Origin of the sequence: Pricia antarctica, assembly GCF_900101815.1 — a bacterium.
GTDB lineage: Bacteria > Bacteroidota > Bacteroidia > Flavobacteriales > Flavobacteriaceae > Pricia > Pricia antarctica.
On sequence record NZ_FNAO01000005.1, the window covers coordinates 204811 to 229224 of the forward strand.

Here is a 24414-nt window from a genome sequence, read left to right on the forward strand (position 1 = left end):
CGTTTCGTTGAAATGGCCACCTTCTTAAATCCATTCCCTAAGTTCTTATCCCATCTTCCAAAATTTGGCAAATTTATTAACGAACATTCTCAAGGTTGAATATTTTGTTAACTTTTTCTGTTAATAAATTTTAAATGTATTCATTATCAATTATTTATATCTATTTTTTGTACACTTTATGATTTTTGTCATAAAAATGTTACTTTCTTTTTGACTAATTTTAGTACATAATTAGCGCCTTTTCAAACCAAAATAGAATTTAAAATGCACCCTACAACATTCCCGATCCCCACCACCAACTACACCCAAAAAGAAGCCTTTGAAGCTTCACTGATCTATTTCAAAGGCGACGACCTGGCCGCCCGTGTTTGGGTCAACAAATATGCCCTTAAAGATTCGGACGGGAATATTTACGAACGGACTCCCGATGATATGCACCAAAGGATCGCAAGCGAAATCGCTCGGGTCGAAGCAAAATATCCGAATCCGATGAACGGGGAAGAAATTTTCGATTTGATAAAAAATTTCAAATATATAGTCCCCCAAGGCAGCCCTATGGCGGGTATCGGCAATCCGTTTCAGATCGCATCCCTTTCCAATTGTTTTGTGATCGGTACCGATGGCACCTCGGATTCGTACGGCGGCATAATGAAGATCGACCAAGAACAGGTACAATTGATGAAACGCCGTGGCGGGGTCGGGCATGACCTTTCACATATCCGGCCCAAGGGCTCCCCGGTAAAGAATTCGGCCTTGACCTCGACCGGGCTGGTGCCTTTTATGGAACGCTATTCAAATTCTACCCGCGAAGTGGCGCAAGATGGGCGAAGGGGCGCGCTGATGTTGTCCGTTTCGATCAACCATCCCGATGTGGAGGATTTTATCGACGCCAAAATGGAACAAGGCAAGGTAACGGGCGCCAATATTTCTGTACGGATGGACGATGCCTTTATGAAAGCGGTCGAAGCTGAAGACACTTACACGCAAAAATTCCCTATCCATAGTGCCGACCCCAAATACTCAAAAGAGATTGAGGCCTCCCGATTATGGGAAAAAATTGTCCATAATGCCTGGAAGTCCGCCGAACCGGGAATTCTGTTCTGGGATACGATCATTAGAGAATCGGTGCCGGATTGTTATGCCGATCTAGGCTATAAAACGGTCTCCACGAACCCTTGCGGTGAAATTCCCCTTTGCCCTTACGATTCCTGCCGTTTGTTGGCGATCAACCTTTTTTCTTATGTAGATGCGCCCTTTACCGAAAAGGCATCCTTCAATTTTCCGCTCTTTAAAAAGCATATTGCGGCGGCACAGCGCATTATGGACGACATCATCGATCTGGAGCTCGAAAAAGTGGATGCCATCCTAAATAAAATCGCCGACGATCCTGAAGAGGAAGCGACCAAAATGGTGGAATACCAACTTTGGCAGAACATCATGAAAAAAGCCCAAGAAGGCCGACGTACAGGTATCGGCATCACAGCCGAAGGCGATTTGTTGGCGGCCCTTGGTTTGCGCTATGGCAGTAAAAAGGCCAATGAATTTTCCGTTGAAGTACATAAAACAATTGCCTTGGAAGCCTATCGGGCATCGGTAAACACGGCACGGGAACGCGGTGCCTTCGAGATTTTCGATGCGGAACGGGAAAAGGAAAATCCGTTTATCCTCCGGTTAAAGGAAGCCGACGAGAAACTGTACTACGAAATGCTCGAACACGGCCGACGAAATATTGCGCTGTTGACCATCGCCCCCACGGGCACCACAAGTTTGATGACACAGACTACCTCGGGTATCGAGCCGGTATTTCTTCCCGTCTATAAACGCCGTAGAAAAGTAAACCCGAACGATAAGGAGGCCCGGGTGGACTTTGTGGACGAAGTGGGCGATTCTTGGGAAGAATATCTGGTTTTCCATCACCAGTTCAAGGCCTGGATGACGGCCAAAGGTTACGATACCGATAAAAAATATTCCCAAGACGAAATCAATGCCATCGTAAAAAAGTCACCCTATTACAAGGCTACTTCGAACGATGTGGACTGGTTGAGCAAAGTGCGTTTACAGGGTGCGGTGCAAAAGTGGGTAGACCACTCCATCAGCGTTACCATCAACTTGCCCAACGATGTTTCGGAAGAACTGGTGGCACAATTATACCTCGAAGCTTGGAAAGCCGGTTGCAAGGGCGTGACCGTCTATCGAGATGGATCCCGTTCGGGGGTTCTTATATCTAACGATGGTCAAAAAGAGGAAGGCAAGGACACTCTGACGGCCTTCCCTACCAAGCGGCCACAGATCCTTGGGGCCGACGTAGTTCGTTTTCAGAACAATAAGGAAAAATGGATCGCCTTTATCGGACTTATCGAAGACCAACCTTATGAAATCTTTACCGGGCTGGCCGATGATGAAGACGGTATCTTGATTCCCCGTTGGGTGGATAAGGGGTTGATTATCAAAAACCGGAACGAGGACGGAACCTCCCGCTATGATTTTCAATACAAGAACGCTAGAGGTTACAAAACCACGATCGAAGGATTATCCCATAAGTTCGACCCCGAATATTGGAACTACGCCAAACTGATATCCAGCACCCTACGGCACGGCATGCCCATCGAAAAGGTTGTTGACCTTATCGGCAGCTTGCAACTCGATAGCGAACAAATCAACACCTGGAAAAACGGAGTGGCCCGGGCATTAAAACGATATGTGGCCGATGGTGCCTCAGCAAAAGGGCAACAATGCAGCAATTGCAAGTCGACGAACCTGATTTATCAAGAAGGTTGTCTGACCTGTAAAGATTGTGGATCTTCAAAATGTGGATAGGGGAAGTTTTTGCTTTCAAAAAACCCACTGCCCGGCCAACCAGAAACAATTAGGCTTTGTGGCTACCACCACTTGGGGATAAAAAGAAAGCGCATGCTTATTTTTTTGATAGGATATTGTTAAGAATTATCAGCAATTAATGCTCCTTTTATCTTTAATTTCAAAGGTAAATCTCCGCTATGGGTGAGCATATGATCTTTGTCTGAAATTCAAAAAATATCGAGGAATTTTAGCGACCGCTTTCCAAACTAAGGATTTTCCCCGGTAAATTTGTGGCGATACGCTTCTATTGTTGAAGTCGGACGAGGAGACCCTACGGCATCGGAAGAAGTCATCTGGCCTAAAAATCCTTTTGCTTCGATTTATGAATCAATCGCCAGATGGGTAAGACAGTCCAAAGAACCAACATTAACATGGAGACGAGAAAACCTTGGTTGGTACCAAAAAATTGCTTGAAAACGGCTCCGGTATATCCCAAAAGGGCGGAAATATCCAATTTTAAAAGAATCAAGGTTCGGGAAAGATCGATTGGGTTGAACATCGTCGCCACCAACGAAAAGGTATCCAAAGGATATTCCTCAAATACAATCAGCGACATTAGAAAAAGTCCGTCGTAGATGACCGCCAAGAACAGCCAAAGCAATACGGCGTACCCAAAACCCTTGATTTTGTTTTCGTTGGAAAGCGCAATGTTAAACGATAATGCCGTAAAGATCATGGTCAAAAACGCTCCCGTGACCAGCAGCAACGAAAAATCGAAAATGGCATCGCTACGGAAAAGTCCGTAGAGGACGAAGGGAATGCCAAGGCCCAGAACGAGGCTTAAGGTCAACGAACCGGCCACGCCCAAATATTGGCCCAAGAAAATGGACGAACGCTTAACGGGCTGCGCCAGCAGAAGTTCCGTAAACTCCTTGGAATTGTAAAAATACATGACCCCGAAAATCGTTCCGATCAAGGGTACCAATACGATAATAATATTCATCAGGGTAATGACCGCCTTTGAAACATCGTTGTTCAAGAACAACAGCACAAAGCCCAACGCTAGGTAGAATAAAAAATAGACATAGCTCCACCGGCTACGAATCAGGTCATAAAAACTGTATTTGAGTATCTTAAACATTGGCTGGGGTGGTTGTTATGGCCGCGATGGCGCGTTCTACGGTAGTTTGGCCGGTTAGCTTTTTCAATGCCGGGATAGTACCCTTGAAATAAATCCTTCCCTCCAAAAGGTATACGATTTCGTCAGCAATCTCTTCGACAAACTGCATAATGTGTGAGGTGAGCAAAATAGTTTTGCCCTTTTTCTTTTCTTTCTGGATCAGTTCCTTTAATCGGATCATGGCCATGGGGTCTAGCCCACTGGTAGGTTCATCGAGAATGATCAAAGGGTTGTCGAACATAAAAGAAAGAACGATATTCACTTTCTGTTTGGTACCACCCGAAAGGGTCGCCAATTTTTTGTTTAAAAAAGGTTCTAGGCCGAATAGCGTGATCAGTTCTTCTTCGTCGCTCGGTTTTTGCCGAAGGTCCTTGATCATTCGAATCAGCTCCTTTACTTTTAAATTACCGGGGAAATTCGCGATTTGGGGCAGATAATTGATGCCTTCGCGATATTTCCATTTGTTTTTGATGGAATGTCCATCGATCGAGATGTTGCCTTTGTTGGGTACTACCATGCCTAAAATCCCTTTTATCAAGGTGGTCTTGCCCGAACCGTTGGGGCCGAGGACGGCGAAAATGCCGCCCATTTCGATATTCAGGTCGAGGCCTGTCAGGACTTCGTTCTTACCGAATTTCTTATGTAGCTTTTGTATTACTATCATTTTTTAATGTACAAAGTAGTTAGTTCCCCGTATTTATTTTCACTGACGACCGCGACTGCTTTCTACTTACTTTTTACGGCCAATTGAGGCTCCTTACTGCCTGCTTTCTTCATCAACGGATTCGCATCCAAGAGATTATCGGGCGTAAAGACCGGCGACACTTTTTCGGAGAAATCGATGATATCCATAAAAAGGCTTCTCAGCAATATTATCGTTTCGGGAGTACGGTTTACGATATATGAAAACAATTTTACGGGGCGATAGGGCACGTCGCCGATACCGTCTTTGTCGAGGTCGTAGCCCGTGTATTCGCTCCAATAATTCTTATCGAAAACATTGTCGTTCAAGTTGCTATTGTACGATAGGTCGAAGGAATTGTACAAGAAATTGTTGTTCGTGAAGGTATTGCCGTAAATCGCGCCCCTCACACGCAATGCCCATCCATTACCGATAAAATTATTTTTGTTGTACGCTATTCGGTTGGTACCCTCTATACTGATGCCAATTGTGTTTTCCTCAAAAGTATTTCCGATGATTTCGGCATCGTTGATTTCCTTTAGCAATAGGCCATAGGATGCCGTGCCCCAATTTTCCCGAAAGATGTTGTGCCGCATATCGATGAATTTTGAGAACATTACGGCCACCCCTGCCCCATTGTTCTCAAAGACATTGTTTTCATAAACATCGTGGTTCGAGAACATAAAATGGAGTCCGTAACGCACATTATTGTGGCTATGGTTGTTCTTGACGGTGCAGTTGTCGGCGAATTCAAAATAGATACCGTCCCTTACGTTTCGGATTTCGTTGCCGATTATCTCGATATTCTTGGCGTACCAAAGATGGATGCCGTTGCCGGAGCCAAACTCGTCGACGGCATCGCCCTTAATCTTGTTGTTGATAATCTTGCCATGGGACGCCTTTTCGAGATAAATACCGAAAAACAGTTTTTCAAGCACCACGTTACGGATCTCGAAATTTTTATTCTTGATCATACGGATGGCCGCATGGTCTTTGGTGTAGCTGGTGCCTACATTTATGATTTTCAGTCCGTCGAGTATGACCCCATCGGCGGTAACGGTAATTATCTCGCCCTTATCCTCACCGTCGATTATGGGAAGGTTCTGACCGATTAGGGTCAAGGGTTTGTCAATATGAATGTTGAATTCCTTATAGGTGCCCGCTTTAATGAGAAGTGTATCATAATCGACGGCTATTTCTACACCCTCTTTTATGGATTTAGTTTCACAGGATGGACATATCGTTATAGTTTGTGCGTGAAGCGAATGGCCTAGGCACAGGCATACCATAAAAAAAATTCCTTGCCAATATTTCATTGAATTATAGGTTGAAGGTGATAATATCCTACTACATCTGCCAACTTCATCGGTCTTCCCTAAACTTCCCAATGATATCCATGCTATTAATGCGATAAACAATCGGAATTTTTCGTTCTTGTAAGCGGCTTGAAAATTTAGGTATGAATTTCGGGGACTCTGCGTTTCTGTTTGCTAAGGTACGCTGTACGCCTTCGGCTTCCAATAATTCTAGACATTCCGACGTTTCCATATTTTTTATAGTGGTGTTTTCACCGTCCGTCGCTCTCATCTATTTACGTTTATTGGTTTGTTAACCGTTTTTTAAGCTCTTCCCAAGTAAACAGTTCACCCTGCAATTCGGATTGAACGCTATCCGCGGCTGCCCTATTTTCGAAAGCGGACAAGTTCCCGCCCATAGGACTGGTGATATTCTTGCTAATGAGATAGGTAGCCTTGGTGCCATTGATCAATTGACCGGGATTCTCGAAATCGTTGACCAAGAAAAGCGCTATTTTAGTGTCATTGGTATCCTTGAGATCGTTCATCATACATTCTATGGCATCAAACTTAAAGGCTTTGCCGGTATCGGTCACATATTCCGTGGCATGTTGTTTGTCGACGATTGTCATGCTACAATAATGACAGGCGTCGGAACCGTAATTAATGGGGTCGGAATCTATTTTGCATCCTCCCAGAATCAAGAGGGAAATAAGCAAAATGCTAGTGTATTTCATTTTTCGTTATTTCATTTATGTAAATAACATTGTTTACCCTTTAACCTATTATCCCCAGGCTATACTTTTTTTCGTTTTGTCCATCCTACCAAAAATGCAAAGATCGTCAACATCATCCCTGTGAACATCATCCAGGCCCCGGTGGCGGGCAAAGAAGTGACATCAAAATTCAACATTTTCTCGTGACCCAGTAAAGGTGGACTATAGGTCATGGGGGTGCCATCGGGTTGGGTCAGCTTCATAATGGCATTAGGATTAAGATTACTGCCATAATCGGTCAACCAGGCATTGAAATCGTACATGCCTAAAATACCTAGAACGGACATCAATATGAACCAGCCCATAAACCATTTATAACTTACCTTTTCGAAAATACCCAGAAGACCTATCAGCACTCCTAGGGCGACCATTATGATAATCACGGTGGGGAAAACCCCGAATTCCCACATGTCTTCTGGCTTGGGAATGGTACGCATGCCGATATAGTGGTTCAGACCATCTATATTTTGAATATCGAATTCCTCCTCCCCCTCGATTCCCTGGATATAGATATTCATACCCAAAGGATCGGGATACTGTGGTGCCTCCAACTCGATGTTCCAAAGGGGAAATTTGAAAAGTCCCAACAAAAGCAAGGAACCGATGATCATTAATAGACCTGCTTTTTTCATCACTATTATTTTTTATCATTCCTGCGCAAGTAGAAGCGAAGGAAGAAATCTATTGTTAAAATTAATCCGACAGGTAGTTCCGTTCTATTAAAAAAGCGGGAAGCTTCTAAAACACAACCCGCTTTTCGTCTGAAAAAATGAAATCTTTAAGGGGGGACTAATCGCCCAACGACCAAGTAAGCTCTGTATTCGAGTCGGCGGGGGATACCCGGATATATCCTGACATCTCTTGGTGAAGTGCCGAACAGAAATCCGTACAGTAGAATGGCCATACACCTACTTTTTTAGGATACCAGACCGTAGTTTCGGTCTCCCCGGGCATGACCAACAGTTCCGAATTTTCGGCCCCTATTACGGCAAACCCGTGGGGCACGTCATAATCTTGCTCCAAATTCGTCAAGTGAAAATAAACCTTGTCGCCCACTTTGACCCCTTCTATATTATCAGGATTCAGGTGGCTACGGATCATGGTCATGTAAACATGGACCTCGTTGCCTTCCCGTTCCACCTTAACGTTGGCATCGGAAGTGGTCGCATAGGGATGCTTATTCTCGTCAAGCCTATAAATTTTCTTGGATTTCGACTGTATCAATTCCGCAGGCACCATAGAAGCATAATGGGGCTCGCCAATTGTGGGGAAATCAGAAAGTAGTTCCATTTTTTCGCCTGTAATATCGTACAACTGGGCAGATTGGGACACTTCAGGCCCTGTGGGTAGATACCGGTCTTTCGTAATCTTGTTCATTGCCAATAGATATTTACCCCAGGGCTTTCGGGAATTTCCGCCCGGAATGCTCAGATGGCCCGGGGAATAGTAGGTGGGCTTTCGATCTAAAATTTCCCAAGTGCCTAATTTCCATTTTACGACCTCCGAGGAGATGAAAAAGGTGGTATAGGCATTGCCCTTACCGTCAAACTCCGTATGCAACGGGCCAAGACCTGGCTGCTTTACCGTACCGCCCAACACATCCTCGAAATTCAGAATGGGGATGTTGTAGGCCTCACCGTCGAATTTTTTGTTCTCGATGGCATCAAGCATTTTCGTAAAGGAATGAACTGTTAAATCTGCGGATAGTTTTCCGTTACCCACAATGTATTCTCCCGTAGGGTCTACATCGCAGCCGTGCGGAGATTTAGGGGTCGGCAAGAAGTAGACCAGACCGGGCAATTCAGAGGCATCGAGCACACGAACCTCGTTCTTAATGGTCGAAGTGGCCATATGGGTATCCTCATCGTATATATTATGCGCATATTCCGCTTTTTCGGTCTTGAACTTACCTTGTTTTATATATTCTTCCGCTTTTTTCCAATTGACGGCGGCAATAAAGTCCTTATCGTTTTGGGAAGCGTTCACCTCAAGAAGCGTATGGGCCTCTTCGGTATTATAGGTAGTGATAAACACCCAACCATGGGATTTATCCCTGCCCGGATGAACCAGGTCGTAAGCAAAGCCGGGTAATCGTATCTGAAAGGAGAGATCCATTTCACCGCTTTCCTGATCAACGCTCAAGAACGAAAGGCTCGCCTTGAAATTCCCCTTATAGTCTTTGATGGGCATATCCTTTTGGGGAATCGGCACCGCAAAACGAGTACCGGCGATAACGTATTCCGTATTCTCGGTAACAAATGAGGAGCTGTGGTTCCCGGCACTATTGGGAATCTCGATAATTTCGGCCGTCTCAAAGGTGGTAAGGTCTACCCGCGCAATCCTTGGGGTATTGTTGCCGTTCATAAAGACCCACCGCCCATCAAGTACCCCTTTGGTCTGTGACATATCGGGGTGGTGCGTATCGTCCCAAGGGATAAAGCCATGGGTTGTATTTAACATCGGTTTGGTCTCCTCGTTGTATCCGTAGGCCTTTTCGGGATCCTGAGAAAAGACCGGAACTACTTTTAAAAGCCTACCGGAAGGGATACCGTACACTGCCAACTGGCCGCTGAATCCTCCAGATAGAAAAGCATAGAACTCGTCGAATTTGCCGGGTTCGACATATACCCTCTCCGCCGCATTGGAGGTTAAAGCCCCATTAGAATTTTCACCTTGGTCCTTACAACCGGTGATGACAGTGGCAAGCACTATAAATGTCATTGTTAAATAGCTGTATGTTTTCATGCTTTCTTAATCTTTGGATTGAACTCCTTTTGAATTTTTTGTGATTTTATGCTATAAAGTCCTGAAGTATTCGAGAACAGATCTCGCTTGTTCTTCGGTCAACCCCTGGTTGGCCATGGGTGCTCCGTTAAATTCCTGCAAAAGATCTTTTGCCAACGGATCTTCCTTGATCATCACTTCGGGATTCAATATCATGTTCATGACCCATTCTGGGCTACGTCTTTCCAAAATGCCTTTAGGTGCAGGACCGATAAACTTTTTATCCGGTCTATGGCAGGCCACGCACATTTGGTCGTAGACCTCTTTTCCCTTATCGGCCAATGCCTGGTCTATTTCGGCACCGAGTTCTACGGAAGTTATCGGACCGACTCCCTTATTTTCGAGTTCTACTCTTTCTGATGCCGGCGTTCCAGTATCTGCCGCAGCCTCTTGGGGTTTTTCAGTAGTCGTCTTTGCGCGCTCAACGCTAAAACCTTCTTTTTTCTTTTCTTCCTTTCCCCCGCAGGCCATAAGCATTAGGGAAAAGAGTACCGCTACACTTTTCATTTTTAAATTCATTTTTTCAGTTGTTTTAAATTGTGACACAAAAATATGGGCAAAGATGAGAATAAAACATGATATTCGTCATGTTTCGGACAAAATTGTCATTTATTCTGTGTTTATGGATAGAAGTTTTGAACCTGAGGGTGGCAGACACTCCTTGTCTCCTATAGTACCACATCGCATGGAAAAAGGGAGGACGGCACTGAAAAATTTAATTACAAGTAAAAGGCCAACCTTATTTCGATGGATGGCCTTTCTAAAAAAAATAACTTTTAAAATTCTATCTCAAAAAAGAGACTGCTGCTTTCGTTTTCATCGGTAACAGTCTCGCCCTTTACAACTTGATCGGCCTCGTTCATCAATTGTAGGTTGATCTTCCAGTAACCCGTCATGGTCAGGGATAATTTTCCATTGTACATTTTTGAGGTCGCATCGTATATTAAATCAACATTGTTCGGCGAACTATGGTTACCCATACCGGGCATTCTTGGATCGATGGCTATCTTATAGTTTTCTACTGCGGGAAAGCTCATCATGTTCTCCATCTTGAATACCATGGCCGAAAAATCGTTAACCTTTACCCCAGGGTCAAATGCCGTCATAGCTACGATGTAACGGATATCGTCGCTTCCCATAAAACTAGTGACCGTTCTTTTGTCGTCGGCAGGGGCCTTAACCTCAATACGTTCCGCGGCTTTGAAGGTTTCTCCGTTTATCGTGTATTCCAAATTAAGCTCCCAATACTCATCGGCGTTTCCAGGCATCTGAAAAATTACGAACCCTTTGTATACGGAGGCATTTTCGGTCTTGTAAATTTCAGATTTTGGACAGGAATGCATCATTTCAGCCATTTGCATCACGGGCATCAACGTGATTTCCGCATCCTTAATATAGCTATCTGTAGTACCGTCTTTTATTCGGATGAAAAGTTCGTTATAACCCATCGTAAATCCATCTTGATCGGAATATACTTCGATATCATGGCCATTGGCGGTCAAGCTCGTAAGCATAGTATAGTCCGCCAAAGGGTTTTCTTCTAGTACAAGTGGATTTTCATCCTCATTTGAACAAGAGGTGATGGCAGCCGTAAGCGCCAATGTTGCGAATAGATATTTTATTTTTTTCATGATTAATTATTTTCTTTGTCATTCCCGCCCTTAGGCTAAGTTTATATTGGTGCTAATCGAAATGCTCAGGATAAATTTCGACGGGAACTTTTTGAATTGATTTGTTATCGTTTTTTAATTAATAGCATACGAAACGGTAGCGAAAAAGTTCCTTCCCATTCTTGGGATGTTCTTCCAATCGGAATAGGTGGAATAATATGCGTCGAAAATATTTTCAACGCCCAATTTCACGTACAGCTCATCTAGACCAAAGGAAAACTGTTTCCCCAGGGTCAACGAAAAGACCGTGTAGGCATCGGTTTTGTCTTCGCCGAATTCGGGATTGAAATTGACCTGTTGCCCGGCACCCCGCATCGCTAAAGTCCCTGTAAAGGTCTTATGGCTGTACCGTACGTTCGAGCCATAGGCAAAGGGACTGATAAATGGAAGGTTGCGCCCTTCTTGGTCCGTACCGCGATGGTACGAAACGACGCCCCACCATTTCAATGCCGGAAGGATTTTGTATTCGCCGTCAAAGGATACATTGTACAGATCGGCATTTTCAAGATTCTTGTAAATCTTGACGCCATCGGCGCCGATGGTCATCACGCTCAAGATCGGATCGATCTCTCCGATGATGTAATCGGTCATGTGGAAGTAGTTACCCTCCAACCCAAGGCTAAAGTCCGCTTTCTTAAAGGCTATTTTTGCATTGCCTTCCAAGGCTTTTTCATTCTTGAGGTCGGGATCTCCGATATAATCGTGGTTGTCGAAACTGTTAAACAGGTAAAATCCGAAACCTTCGGAAACCGATGGGGCGCGATCACCATAAGATAGCCCACCATTGAAATGCCATGACTTCAAGTTCGTTTGGTACTGTGCCGAAACACTCTTTAAGAACCGTGTTTGGTGTTGTGCCATTTCCGGATAAAAGATCCGTAAGCTGTTCAGCCCGAATTCGTCGGCAACATTGAAATTTTGAACGGTCAATCGTGTGGCGAGCTTTATCGAACTTCCCTTCAGTTGTATGACGTCCCCTGCATAAAATCCAGAGTTGAATGTGCGTACATCGGGCCAGGTAAGCATAAACATCTCGTTTTCGTTCGGGTCGTTCGGATACATGGTCATCTCGGCGAGGGACCGGTTGTAATAGCCATCCAATTTCAACAGGACTTGGTGCCTTTCGTTTTTCCACTTTGTTTGTGAAAAATAGCCATAGGTGTCGCTCCATCCGGGCATATCCATATGTATGGGCACACTAGGGCGTTGTGTATCGTCCATGATGTGGGTGATCGTGTTGGCGTAGAGTTTGGTTTCCCAATCCGTGAACCTTCCTAAAAAATCATTTTGGAGCCAGCTTACCGAACCGATGAAGGCGCGTGCCAGCGAAACATCCATCGCCAAAGCGGGGTAGCCTACATCTTGCGCCTCGTCGAAAATAATGCTGGCGGACAACTTTTGGTCATCGCTGAACTTATATCCTGCATTCGCCGAAACATTGTACTTTTCGAACTGCGAAAATAGGACTTCCTCCCCCCCACCGGCCGTATAGTTTTCGGACTTTCTATAGATGACATCCGTGTCGAAGTAAAACCTTTCATTGGAATAATTGAGTTCCCCACCGATGATTTGGGCGTTGTTACCCGATTCGCCGCCCATTTCGACCGAACCTACCCAGTCCGTCGGCCTAAAATTACTTTTTTCGACCTTCAGATCAATGGCACCACCAATCGTATTGCCGTACTCGGCCCCCTGTTGTCCGCTGGATACGTGAGCCTCGGACAGGTTGGATACGTCGACATACGACGTTATGGGATCCATTTTATCGGTACAAGCCCCTAAAATGTGCATGCCGTCGATGGTGATGGCAAGCCGTTCGGACGACATATCGTTCAAGACCGGCTCCCAGGCATAGGCTCCGCGCTTGATCATGTTGACTTTTTGCGAGGCTTCCAAGTATTCGTCCAAGGTCGATAGCGGTTTCGTATGCGCATTGTGCTCTAACTTTTTTTTATGGGAAGAGATAACGATGACTTCCAACAAATCGATAGGGAGAACTGAATCTTGTTCGACTTCCACTTTCCGTTCTTGGGCATGGCCATGCGTCGCCAGCGATAGGCAGCAGAGCATCCCAAAGAGCAAGGACAATTGTTTCGGCCCGGCCAGCATCGTACAATGTGGCGAGCCCATTATTTTAATTTTCATCTGATCGTGATTTAACCTAATTCAAGAGTTTGAAGCGTACGCGAATATTCTAGACGAAAAATCCATCCAAAGAAATATCGGTACATTTACCCATTCTATATGGGCATATTGGAATCAGGCCAATTCGGGCGGATGTGAAATATCGGTAGTAAAAAGTGTGGAGATAAACTCTTGGTCAGTCTTGAAGTTATCGAGCCCCTTGTTTAGGATATCAACAGCAAAATCCATTTGAAGCAAGGCTTGAAAAAACACCATGGGCTGTATCTCGGTCTTGGACCGATTTTCACCGAACGGATTTTTGTCGCTCTTTTCGGTTTCCTTCGCCAATTGTTTGGCAAGATAACACTTGCCGTCGCAATGCATCTGCGGCTTGTCTTTATTCTCGCAAAGCACGTTTATGATGTAGTCGTAGTTCATAATATACTCCGCTACCGGCCAAAAGGGCTTGACCAGCATAACAAAGGTAACGGACAAAACTATGAACTGTTTCATTGAGCAAAAGTAGAGTGGAAGCTAGAGCCGAAACATGATTTAAATCAGTTTGTGGGCAAACATACAAAAAAAGGAAATTCCTCACAGGATTCCCTTTAAACTTGGGCGTACACAAAATCAACTACCCTATCCTAAAAGTAATGACAGGAATCTTAGCGCGGTTTGTGACGTCTTCTCCGATGCTACCACTGAAAAAATGGGCTAGGCCTTTTCGCCCATGTGTCCATAAAGCGATGGCATCGGCTGCATTCGCCTTGCTGTAGTTTAAAATGCCCATCTCTACACTGTAATCATTATAGATTTCAACCTGATCGACGAGGTTCGCCTTTGCCAAGAACTTGTTGATTCGTGTAACGGCATCTTCGGTACTTAAAAAATCACTGTACGGCGTATTGATATATACAAGATCGAGTTCAGCAGAAACCAATTCGGCGAACGCTTTGGCTTTTTCAAAGGCTTTCATTCCCTTTAGCTTAAAATTCGACGCAAAAACCAATCGGTCTATCTTAAAATCTTTATAATCGTTCTTGACGACCAGAACGGGAATAAGGGAATGGCGTACCACTTTCTCGGCGTTCGAACCCACGAATATTTCCTTGAGACCGTCACTACCATGTGAACCCATGACCACTAAATCTGCATCGTGCATTTCAGCAATTTCGTTCAACTCGCTGAACACCTTGTAATGCTTGATAATCGGCGTCACATTGATGCCTTTTAGATAAGGTTTGTCCAAGAACTCCTTGAGCCGTTTTTCGGCCGCTTTGATTAAAAATACAGTGTATTCTTGATTCACTACCTCTGGCGTAGGGTTCAGACTATTGTTGAGCTCTAACATGTGCACTACCAAAATCCCGGCATTGTGTTTCAGGGCCAATGACGCCGCTGTTTTCAGGGCGTATTCAGACTGTTTTGAAAAATCTACAGGTACGATAATCTTTTTCATCATGATGCTAATTTAATAGGTTAAACTAATTTGCCCAAAAGAATGTAAACGTCAACTTGAGCAACGGGTGCTGGGCTGTAGATTTTAAAAAAAAACTCCTAAACCCATAAACTTATGGTTACTGAGCCTGCCTGAAGTTTGAACTTTTTGCCTCAAACCGTCATCGAAAACAATCTCGTTTCGGGTGCTTTTCGGTGCAAGAGGACATCGAAAGCCATACAAATATTACGGACGAACGGCCGTCCATTTTCGGTTATTTTTATGTCGTGCATGCCTATCTCCAAGAGACCGTCCGATTCCATTTCGGATAAGCCTTCGATAATACTTGGTAAATCGGGAAAACACATAGCGTCATCTGCCCATGAAGTCCGCAATCGGCACATCAAGTTCAAAATGTGCTTTCGAACGATCTGATCTTCTTCTGACAAGATATGTCCGCGATATATGGGGATAATGGCATGGTCTACCAAGTGTGCATATTCCTCAATACTTTTTACGTTTTGGGTAAAACCGTACCAACTATCGCTGATGCTCGATGCGCCGAGACCGACCATCAAAAGGGTCTTTGATGCGGTATAACCCATAAAATTCCGGTGCAATCGGCCTGTATTCATAGAAGCGTACAGGCTATCGGAAGTCAGTGCAAAATGGTCCATTCCGATCTCTTTGTATCCCGCTTGTGCCAATCGTTTTTTGCCTTCTTCGTACTGCCTGCGTTTTTCTTCGCCTTGGGGCACATCTTCATCTTTATAGCCCCTTTGTCCATTACCTTTGAGCCAAGGCACATGCGCGTAGCTATAAAAAGCAATGCGGTCGGGCATCAGTTGTTTCGTCTTCGCAATGGTTTCTTCGACATGCTCCAAAGTCTGATGGGGCAATCCGAAAATAATATCGTGGCTTACGGAGGTGTACCCAATCTCGCGGGCAACTTCTGTAACTCTTTTTACGTTTTCAAAAGGCTGTATCCTGTGAATGGCCTTCTGTACGGTTTCATTATAATCCTGCACCCCGTAGCTTACCCTTCGAAAGCCAACATCGTACAGGGCCTGAAGATGTTCTCGGCTCGTATTGTTCGGATGTCCTTCAAAACTAAATTCGTAATCTTCTGCCTTATCAGCCTTTTTGAAAATTCCGTTGATTAGCAGTTGCAGATGCTCGGGGGAAAAAAATGTAGGGGTACCGCCGCCTAAATGCAGTTCCTTTATTTTAGGCCTATCGGGAAATAGCTCGCAATACAGTTTCCATTCCTTTAAAACGGATGCGATATAGGGCGTCTCTACCTCGTGTCTTTTGGTAATGCGCTTATGACATCCACAGAAAGTACACAAGTTTTCGCAAAAGGGCAAATGGATGTAAAGACTAATGCCTTCAACTGCATTACTCTCATTAAAACTTTGCCGTACCGTACTTTCCCATTTTTTTCCCGAAAACGTATCCATATTCCAGTACGGAACGGTGGGATAACTTGTATAGCGAGGACCAGCAACGTTATATTTTTGGATTAGACTGCACATAGATTCATTGTATTTAGTACAAAAATACTATGCCATTGGCAGGATAAATATGATAATTATCAGGTATTGCCGAAAGATGATATCATTTTCGAGGATTTCCAAAACGTAAACCGTATGGTATACTGATAATTACCCGAATTTTTCTTGACCGGAAACCCCTTGTGTTTGAAGTTATGGTAAGTCTCCAAAATCCAATTACTTTCAGAGAATGTCGACAATCGCGTATTTATGGCTTTTCAGGAATAACCAAAAAGGGAATATCAATATTGAACACCATTTTTTCGATGATCGGCTCGCGCAACATTTTTTCAAAAATGCCATGTTCGTTATTGACCATGACTAGTAAGCCAATGTTCGAATCTTCTAAGAACAGCTGTATTAACTTTGTTTTACTGATAAAATCGGGCATCCGGTCAAATGAAATTGAAAAGGATTTCAAACAGGTCTTAAGTGCCTTCAAGTTTGATTTTTGAAGATCATCCAACTTTTTTTTCGTATCGATATGTAGAATGTTAATGGAGGCCTCCCAAAGTTGGGCTATAAAAATCATCGGATCGATCAGTGAGGTATTAAAACAATTTTTATAGTCCGTTGCAAGCGCAATTCTCTTCGTCGGATTAAAGTCGGTGTTTTTCGGAACCAATAAGACCGGACATTTTTTTATCGATGCCAAAGTCTTCGTAGCACTACTTCCCAAATATACAGGAATACTACTCTTTTTACCCTTATTGCCCATTACGATCAAATCGATTTCCAGTTTTTCCACTAACTCGTCGACTGCCTGTATCAAATCGGCAGGCTTAGAAATCAGTTCATAACTGTGTTTTAAATCGGGATTTTTCTTTTTTATTTTTCGTAAGGTTTGTTTCAAACGGGCTTTGGACTTCTCCCGTAACGTATCGGAAACATGCGCTACATCATCATAGCTACGTTTGCCATTAAAACCTTTCTTTTCATTATATACGTTCAATAAAAAAAATGTACACTTTCTATTTCCAAAAAGTTTTGAGGCATAAGAAAGCGCATGGTTTGCATTATTCGAAAAATCGGTAGGTACCAAAATATTTTGCATAGTATCAGTTATGTTGTGTGAGGAATGACCATAAACGGAATGGTTACATGAAATCCTATCTTTTTGATCGTCGGCTCTATAAACGTATGCTTGTTCTGTACCATGGCCAAAAGGTTCATACGCTTCTTCATCTGAAAATTGTTGATTGCCGTGATGACCTTCTGGCTCGACAAGTCGTGGAACAAATGGGTGGGCAGGATTATTTTTTTCATATCGTTGTAGTATGAAGTACTTAGTAGATCGTATTAGTTATGTCAGGTTTCAGTTTCACTTTAAAATCAAGGTTCGAACCCTGCTACGACGGACAGGATCGACACTTGCAGTTTTTACCGCGCAATATTCTGTAGCACCATAAACGGAATTTTCAGATGCAAGCCCAGTTTATCCATAGATGATTGGTAAAGCATATCCTCTAGATACGAATGCCTTGAATTTACGATGACTAGCATATCGATGTCATTATGCAGTATGTATTTGGTAATTGCAAACGTCTTCTCCTTTTCGGGCGTGGTCTCAAAACGGAGTTTCGGTTTGCTTAGACAATTCTTTAAAAACTCCCGGTTGTCCTCTTGCCTTAGGGACAGTGTATTTATCGGATCGATATACAACATATGGACGGTCGAACAGAAAGACCCGGTCATTTCGCCCAATAATTTCAATTCGCGGTTTTTGTAGGGTACCATATAATTGGTTGCAAAAAGAACCTGCTTGGGCGGTTGGTATTCATAGTCTTCGGGAATGGCCAAAACCGGGCAGTTCACGTACCTCATCACTTGCAGCGTATTGCTTCCAAAAACGATTTTACCATCACTTGTCGCACCACGGGTGCCCATGACCACGATATCCATATCCTCATGTTCCACCCAGTCGTTGGCGGCATCAATCAAGTTGGCGAATACCGAAACGAAGGTATAGGTATGCTTGGGGTTGGCCGAGTATTCCTTGAGCTGGTCTTCGGTCTGTTTCAATTTACCGTCCGAACGCTCCAGAGCGGATGCCTTCAACGTTTCAAGAGTACTGCGCTCTTTTGCGATATCCTCCCGATACACTTCATCGGCATAGGCATGAATTATATAAAATTCGCTTTTCTCATATTTGAATACCTGACAGGCATACTTTAATGCATTAAAGGCGTTTTCCGAAAAATCGGTGGGAATCAATACTTTTCGCATGCTACTTCCATTTTGTGACAAAAGTAAACAGCATGGTATGCAAAAACCATGATATTCGTCAGTTTGAGGGATTGTTATTTGGTTTAAATTTGTGCTACAGACAGTAAGCAATGAAAAGAAGTTTTCAAAAGATCATAAATTCAAAAACAATTTTCAAATACACTTCTTAGTCCATTTATAGATCCATTCATAAGCGTGAAATCAGATAGGCGGCCACCGAAATCGAACCTACCGAAGTATACGTTTTTTACTCATGCAGGACCAAAAACGGCACTTTGGTATGGTAGCTTATCTTTTCCACTTCGGGGCGGAAAAGAATCCGTTGAAAAAAGTTCAGGTTCTTGGCGACCATCGCGATCATATCGATATCCCTACTTTCGGTAAAGGCTTGCACGGCGGTCTCCAATTTTGTACCGGTCAGGGAATGGAAACCATGTTCCACATCGACCAACTAATCGTCGAGAAAATCTTTGTTCTTTACTTGTTCGTCGCAGAGTTCTTCTCCCTTTTTTGAAATGTACAGTACCCGAATAATGGAATTGTGCAAAACCGCCATGTTGATCAAGGTATCCAATACTTTTGGGTCGTAACCGATATGAAAGTCGGTAACGAAGGCAATTTCTCCGGGCGGGGAAAACGCGGCATCTTCGGGAACCGCCAAGAGCGGGCATTTGACCTTCACGATGACATCGCCCGTATTGCTCCCTATTGTCGCTCTCTTGAGTCCCGATGCGCCTTTGGTACCCATAATGATAAGGTCTATCTTTTTCGTTTCGGACTCCCTCTTAACGGTATCCACAAAATAATCATAGAGCGCTATCGGAACAAAGGTATGCCTATCGTTGGCAGGTAATTTTTCGATACGGACCAAAAGTTCCTGAAGGCTTATTTTGCTCTCCTTCAAAAGAATATCCTTAAAGTTTTCGCCCGCCGCTTGAACCGAGGTTCCCGCACCGGAATAGGGCGGAATCGAATTTACGTGCAGCAGATGAATGGTACATTCGGTCTTTTTGAAAAGTTCCAGCCCATATTTGAGGGCATTCCAAGCATTTTCGGAAAAATCGGTGGGAATAAGTAGCTGTTGCATGTCAAGATCGGCTTTTGTCCAATCTTGTAAAATTAGGATACCCGAACGCCGCACAAAATGATTACGGTCATGTTGTTTTGGAAAGTTTTTTGGCTCCCCTCCTACCCGAAGTTTCTGGGCGGGTAGGGAAATGAATCCTTATTTTCCCTTCAATACACCCGACTAAGTTTGTCCATATCCAAAATTTTGACGTTCCGGCCCTCTATTTGAACGAGCCCTTCTTTCTTGAAGCCCGAAAGGGTGCGGATAAGCGTCTCGGTCGCCATACCCGCCACGCTAGCAAGGTCGCTGCGGAGAATATGGAGATTTCCTTTGGAATCTTTTTGCAGCTTCTCGGCGAATTTGAGGATGGTGCGGGCGGTTTTTTTGCGAACGGAACCGTAGGCCATTTCCAATAGCTGTTCTTTGGCCTCGAATAGGTTTTCGGATAGAAACTGCATCAGCTCAATGGCCAGGCAATCGTTGCCTTCGAGGAGCTGTCGAAGCTTTTGCGAAGAAATGCCGACCAGTTCGGTTTTCTCCAGGGCCGTTGCATATTCGGTATGTACAATGTCTTTTGTAAAAAAACTAAAACCGAAAAAATCATCGGGCCTATGGATACCGGTTATAAGTTCTTTGCCCTTTTCGTCCAGTTTATGGATTTTTACCGCTCCTTTGAGTATCAGATAGATGATGTTGGCATGCATACCTTCGCAATAGATGGTTTCCCTTGTTTGGAACGAATATTCCCCGCCGTTATCCTTAATATAGTTTTTGAATTGTTGCAGTGATTTTATTCGTTTTTCGGAAATGGTACCGGATATGGAATTTTTGTCCTCCACATCCTTCAGGATCACCATTTTCGCTAATCGACTTTTAATTGCCCCGATAAGTTCGGACTCTGTGAAAGGTTTGGCCAGGTAATCGTCGGCACCCATTTCCATGCCCTTGCGAATGTCTTCGCGCTCGGTCTTGGCGGATAGGAAAATAAACGGAATACCCCTGGTCTCTTCGGTTTTTGACAAGGCATCCAATACTCCGTAACCATCAAGTTCCGGCATCATGATATCGCAGAGAATAACATGCGGAAGGTATTCTTTGGCCGCGATCACACCTAGTTTTCCATTAGAGGCCGTCCGCACCTCAAAGTTTGAAAGCTCCAATAGTTCGGCGGTATTTTCCCTCAAGATCGTATCGTCCTCAATCAGTAGTATTTTTTTCATAGGTGCGTTCTTCGCGCCGCTTGGTCGGCAATGAAGCAGAAAGACCGGTCTGGCGACTAAATTTTGTGCAATAAATATAATGACTTTTACCATGATGATCCCTTCTCCATAGTAATGCTAACCCCTGTTTTAACCTGTATTTATAGTTAGAAGCCGGCGTATTTCCCACATCCCCAATATAATGCTTAAAACACGATTTGTAAAAATTATTGCGGAATTGATCGTAATAGCTATAAAACTTGCGGCCGGAACGGCCCAATACCGTTTTCTTATGACAAAAATCATTTCACGTTCCTCCTCTCCTTAATAATTTTGGCCTCATATGAAACATTCCCTCCATTTAAATATAGTGCCATTACCAAAAAAATGGTGGAAACACCTGAGTTTGGGCTTTCTCTTTGCGCTGCTGGGCATTTGGATTTTCATAACCCCTTCGGCGAGCTATATGTCGCTGAGTTTTTTCTTTACGCTAATTTTAGCGATAACCGGAGCATTCGAAATTATTGCCTCGGTGCTCTACCGAAAGGAAACCAAATACTGGGGATTTCATTTTATGGGCGGGGTTTTGGAGCTGCTTGTCAGTGGATTTTTACTTTTCAATCCGGTAATGACCATGGATCTAATAACATATGTCTTAGCACTTTGGCTATTTTACAGGGGATCTAGGGCGGTATGGGTTTCCGTTCGCCTAAAATCTTATAGTATCGGGGGATGGGGATGGATTTTGGCTACCGGAATCGGAACATTGATTTTCGCAATCTTAATCATCGTATATCCGATACTGGGAGGATTGAGCATCGTTTACGCCATGGCTTTGGCCTTTTTGGCCTTGGGGATGTTCAATTTTTCGGTCGCGTACCATTTGGGTGGTTTGCGGAAAAGGGTTGGGAATTCGGTTTGAGTTTTTTTCATGTTCATTACTACTGCTGAATTTCTTGTTTGTAGACACTACAATAGCTATCACGATCTGCATCGGTAGGTTTAGACCTTAATTTCCTCTTTTCCGAAGGATGTCATTTTTTAACCCGGAATGACAGCCGTCATGTTTTGCCTCAAAACTGTTACTTACTTTTGAACAGAACGTTAAAAAATTTATGTCATGAATAAAATTTCGACCATTCTCGTGCCCTTCGATTTTTCAAAAAGTGCCAAAAGGGCATTGGAATACGCCGTAGCCTTCGTAGGACGCGATGACGATATTCAAATTGTATTGGCCCATATCTCCGGACATGGTAATTTTAAGTTGGATCCCGGAAATTTCACAAAGTTGGCCGAAAAATACGGCAGGGCTCTCAGAAAAAAACTGGAATGGACCATTCAAGGCGGATCGGTGACTCAAGCCCTTTTAGACATCCAAAAAACAAAAAAAATAGACCTTGTGATCATGGGCACTTTGGGCACCAATAAGGAGGACAGTGCCGAACAGACCAATACCTCAAAGCTCGTTATGGAGGCCGATTGTCCCGTTCTAATGGTCCCAAAGGGCTATCAAGATTTTCAAATGAAGCGTATCGCCCTAGTTCTTGGAAAAGAGGAAATAGACGATACCCAAGATTTAGGGGCCTTGTTAGAGGTCGCCCGAAGATTCAATGCCAAAGTACATGTGGTAACGATAAAGAACCGCCCGGGCAGTTATGGCTATTCCGAAGAAGAGGAGAAGAACGAGAAGGCTATAGAGTACTACCTCGAAAATTTCTATTCGGAACGTGTATTTATCAATAACGAAGATGTCGTCGATGGTATCTTGGCCTATGCCGAAAACCATGACATTGACCTTGTTGCCATCCTACCTAGAAACCATGCAAAACGAAGCGAACCTTCGGCAGGACAGTTGACCCAGTTGTTGACCCTGCATTCGACAGTAGCCGTATTGGCTATTGATTGAAATGTGATAAAACCATTAAATAGAAGCCCTCCCATTCGTCATAAGCATTGAAATAAATGAAAACCAAGGAACTAATCATGGAAGAAACACTAATGAAAACATCCAAGCATAACGACTTAAGTAAATACGGACTTAAAAATGTTTCCGCCCATTGGAACCTTAACGGCGAAACCCTCCAAAAACTGACCGTAGAAAAAGGAATGGGCACCGAGACCGAGAATGGGACGCTCTGTGTCAACACCGGAAAATTTACCGGAAGGTCGCCCAAGGATCGTTTTTTAGTCAAGGACGATTACACCAAGGACAAGGTGTGGTGGGGCCGTACCAACAAACCCTTGAGCCCTGAAAACTTTGATCGTCTTTACGATGAAGTGGCTTCGTATTTGTCCGGAAAGGAAGTCTATGTTCGAGATGCCTATGTCTGCGCCGATCCCGAATATCGGATGAACGTGCGTACGATTACCGAGTATCCCTGGTCCAATTTTTTTGTCAAGAACATGTTCCTCCGTTTGGAAGAAGTTGAACTTGAGGGTTTCGAGGAAGAATGGATGGTACTCTGTGCTCCGGGATATGAAGCTGAAAACCCGGAATCCTATGGTATTAGGGCCGGTAATTTCTCCATCCTTAATTTTACCAAAAAAATTGCATTAGTTGCGGGTTCGGCCTATACCGGGGAGATAAAAAAAGGTATTTTTTCGGCCTTGAACCTGATTCTTCCATCCGAGAAGAACGTACTGCCGATGCACTGTTCAGCAAATGTCGGGGAAAAAGGCGATACCGCCATTTTCTTCGGGTTATCCGGCACGGGAAAAACGACCCTTTCCGCCGATCCTGACCGAAAATTGATAGGCGACGACGAACACGGCTGGGCGGCCGACAACACCATATTCAATTTCGAGGGAGGCTGCTACGCCAAGGTCATCGACCTCAGCGAAGAGAACGAACCCGATATTTACCGGGCCATCCGACCTGGGGCGCTCTTGGAAAATATCGTTTTCAAAGAAGGTACCAGAGAAGTGGACTATTCCGATAGTTCCATTACCCAGAACACTCGGGTAAGCTATCCCATCGAACATATCGACAACATACAGGTACCCTCCTTCGCAAAAAATCCGAAGCACATTTTCTTTTTGACATGTGATGCCTTTGGGGTATTGCCCCCGGTATCGAAACTGACTCCCGGACAAGCGGCCTATCATTTTATTTCGGGCTATACGGCCAAAGTAGCGGGCACCGAAGCAGGCATTAATGAACCGGTTCCCTCCTTCTCGGCCTGTTTCGGGGAACCTTTTATGCCTTTGCATCCGACCGTATATGCTGAAATGCTGAGCAAGAAAATGACCGATGCAGGGGTCAACGTTTGGCTGATCAACACGGGTTGGACAGGCGGACCCTACGGTGTAGGATCTCGGATCAAGTTAAAATATACAAGGGCCATGATTTCCTCGATCTTGGAAGGCGAACTTGAAAAAGTGGATTATGAACAGCATCCTATTTTTGGGCTGCACATGCCCAAGTATTGTAAAGACGTACCCTCGGAAATGCTGGACCCCATGAACACTTGGTTGCAAAAAGGGGCGTATGTCAGCAAAGCCATTCAATTGGCGCATTCGTTTCACCTGAATTTTGACAAGTTCATCAACCAAGCCTCCGATGAGATTATGCACGGGGCGCCCCTGATCGACGCGCACCAGATTATGGACCATATGTAAT

The 24414-nt window shown here is 44.1% G+C and carries 23 protein-coding genes; 4 read left to right on the top strand and 19 right to left on the bottom strand.

Features of this window, described 5'->3' with window-relative positions; all coding sequences use genetic code 11:
* Nucleotides 1–264: 264 nt before the first annotated feature.
* The gene (locus tag BLT07_RS10960; protein ID WP_091868614.1) at nt 265–2817 is read left to right on the top strand and encodes an adenosylcobalamin-dependent ribonucleoside-diphosphate reductase; all 2553 of its coding nucleotides are present in this window, start codon (nt 265–267) and stop codon (nt 2815–2817) included.
* A gap of 340 nt (nt 2818–3157) precedes the next feature.
* On the opposite strand, the gene BLT07_RS10965 is transcribed toward BLT07_RS10960, so the two are convergent.
* The 19 genes from BLT07_RS10965 to BLT07_RS11050 form a co-directional block, all read right to left on the bottom strand.
* A complete protein-coding gene (locus BLT07_RS10965; protein ID WP_091868615.1) occupies nt 3158–3940 on the bottom strand; it encodes an ABC transporter permease in 783 nt (260 codons plus the stop codon).
* A complete protein-coding gene (locus BLT07_RS10970; protein ID WP_091868617.1) occupies nt 3933–4643 on the bottom strand; it encodes an ABC transporter ATP-binding protein in 711 nt (236 codons plus the stop codon). The genes BLT07_RS10965 and BLT07_RS10970 overlap by 8 nt, the downstream gene beginning before the upstream one ends.
* Nucleotides 4644–4705: 62 nt before the next feature.
* The gene (locus BLT07_RS10975) at nt 4706–5977 is read right to left on the bottom strand and encodes a nitrous oxide reductase family maturation protein NosD (RefSeq protein WP_091868619.1); all 1272 of its coding nucleotides are present in this window, start codon (nt 5975–5977) and stop codon (nt 4706–4708) included.
* Between the two features lie 46 nt (nt 5978–6023).
* Complete coding sequence (locus BLT07_RS10980; protein ID WP_091868621.1) at nt 6024–6248, bottom strand: hypothetical protein; 225 nt, start codon at nt 6246–6248, stop codon at nt 6024–6026.
* A 10-nt stretch (nt 6249–6258) separates the two neighbouring features.
* Nucleotides 6259–6693, bottom strand: a complete 435-nt coding sequence (locus BLT07_RS10985) for a nitrous oxide reductase accessory protein NosL (protein ID WP_091868623.1) — start codon at nt 6691–6693, stop codon at nt 6259–6261.
* A 59-nt stretch (nt 6694–6752) separates the two neighbouring features.
* Nucleotides 6753–7364 (bottom strand): hypothetical protein, encoded by a 612-nt coding sequence (locus BLT07_RS10990; protein ID WP_091868625.1) that lies wholly within the window; start codon nt 7362–7364, stop codon nt 6753–6755.
* A 157-nt stretch (nt 7365–7521) separates the two neighbouring features.
* Nucleotides 7522–9477, bottom strand: coding sequence for a Sec-dependent nitrous-oxide reductase (gene nosZ, locus BLT07_RS10995; RefSeq protein ID WP_091868627.1), 1956 nt, complete (start codon nt 9475–9477; stop codon nt 7522–7524).
* 51 nt (nt 9478–9528) lie between these two features.
* Entirely contained in the window at nt 9529–10035 is a 507-nt protein-coding gene (locus tag BLT07_RS11000; protein ID WP_091868628.1) for a c-type cytochrome, read from the bottom strand.
* Between the two features lie 257 nt (nt 10036–10292).
* Nucleotides 10293–11147, bottom strand: coding sequence for a hypothetical protein (locus BLT07_RS11005; protein ID WP_091868630.1), 855 nt, complete (start codon nt 11145–11147; stop codon nt 10293–10295).
* A 114-nt stretch (nt 11148–11261) separates the two neighbouring features.
* A complete protein-coding gene (locus BLT07_RS11010) occupies nt 11262–13331 on the bottom strand; it encodes a TonB-dependent receptor (protein WP_245726519.1) in 2070 nt (689 codons plus the stop codon).
* A gap of 114 nt (nt 13332–13445) precedes the next feature.
* Entirely contained in the window at nt 13446–13823 is a 378-nt protein-coding gene (locus tag BLT07_RS11015; protein ID WP_139205135.1) for a hypothetical protein, read from the bottom strand.
* Between the two features lie 121 nt (nt 13824–13944).
* Nucleotides 13945–14772 carry a universal stress protein gene (locus BLT07_RS11020; RefSeq protein WP_317040753.1) on the bottom strand — a complete coding sequence of 276 codons (828 nt, stop codon included), beginning with the start codon at nt 14770–14772 and terminating at the stop codon, nt 13945–13947.
* 149 nt (nt 14773–14921) lie between these two features.
* A complete protein-coding gene (hemN, locus tag BLT07_RS11025; RefSeq protein ID WP_091868636.1) occupies nt 14922–16283 on the bottom strand; it encodes an oxygen-independent coproporphyrinogen III oxidase in 1362 nt (453 codons plus the stop codon).
* Nucleotides 16284–16509: 226 nt separating this feature from the next.
* Complete coding sequence (locus BLT07_RS11030; RefSeq protein WP_091868638.1) at nt 16510–17355, bottom strand: universal stress protein; 846 nt, start codon at nt 17353–17355, stop codon at nt 16510–16512.
* 8 nt (nt 17356–17363) lie between these two features.
* The gene (locus BLT07_RS11035; protein ID WP_245726520.1) at nt 17364–17567 is read right to left on the bottom strand and encodes a hypothetical protein; all 204 of its coding nucleotides are present in this window, start codon (nt 17565–17567) and stop codon (nt 17364–17366) included.
* A gap of 114 nt (nt 17568–17681) precedes the next feature.
* Nucleotides 17682–18527, bottom strand: coding sequence for a universal stress protein (locus BLT07_RS11040; RefSeq protein WP_091868639.1), 846 nt, complete (start codon nt 18525–18527; stop codon nt 17682–17684).
* Nucleotides 18528–18774: 247 nt separating this feature from the next.
* Nucleotides 18775–18969 (bottom strand): hypothetical protein, encoded by a 195-nt coding sequence (locus BLT07_RS21360; protein WP_245726521.1) that lies wholly within the window; start codon nt 18967–18969, stop codon nt 18775–18777.
* A 9-nt stretch (nt 18970–18978) separates the two neighbouring features.
* Complete coding sequence (locus BLT07_RS11045) at nt 18979–19614, bottom strand: universal stress protein (RefSeq protein WP_245726522.1); 636 nt, start codon at nt 19612–19614, stop codon at nt 18979–18981.
* A 149-nt stretch (nt 19615–19763) separates the two neighbouring features.
* Nucleotides 19764–20816: a response regulator gene (locus BLT07_RS11050; protein WP_091868994.1), complete on the bottom strand. Its 1053-nt coding sequence runs from the start codon at nt 20814–20816 to the stop codon at nt 19764–19766.
* A gap of 322 nt (nt 20817–21138) precedes the next feature.
* On the opposite strand from BLT07_RS11050, the gene BLT07_RS11055 reads away from it, so the two are divergent.
* The 3 genes from BLT07_RS11055 (at nt 21139) to pckA (ending at nt 24413) form a co-directional block, all read left to right on the top strand.
* On the top strand, nt 21139–21717 hold the full coding sequence (locus BLT07_RS11055) for an HdeD family acid-resistance protein (protein ID WP_091868641.1): 579 nt from the start codon (nt 21139–21141) through the stop codon (nt 21715–21717).
* A gap of 198 nt (nt 21718–21915) precedes the next feature.
* Nucleotides 21916–22701 (top strand): universal stress protein, encoded by a 786-nt coding sequence (locus tag BLT07_RS11060; protein WP_091868643.1) that lies wholly within the window; start codon nt 21916–21918, stop codon nt 22699–22701.
* 77 nt (nt 22702–22778) lie between these two features.
* On the top strand, nt 22779–24413 hold the full coding sequence (pckA, locus tag BLT07_RS11065; RefSeq protein WP_091868996.1) for a phosphoenolpyruvate carboxykinase (ATP): 1635 nt from the start codon (nt 22779–22781) through the stop codon (nt 24411–24413).
* The last annotated feature ends 1 nt before the right edge of the window (nt 24414 follow it).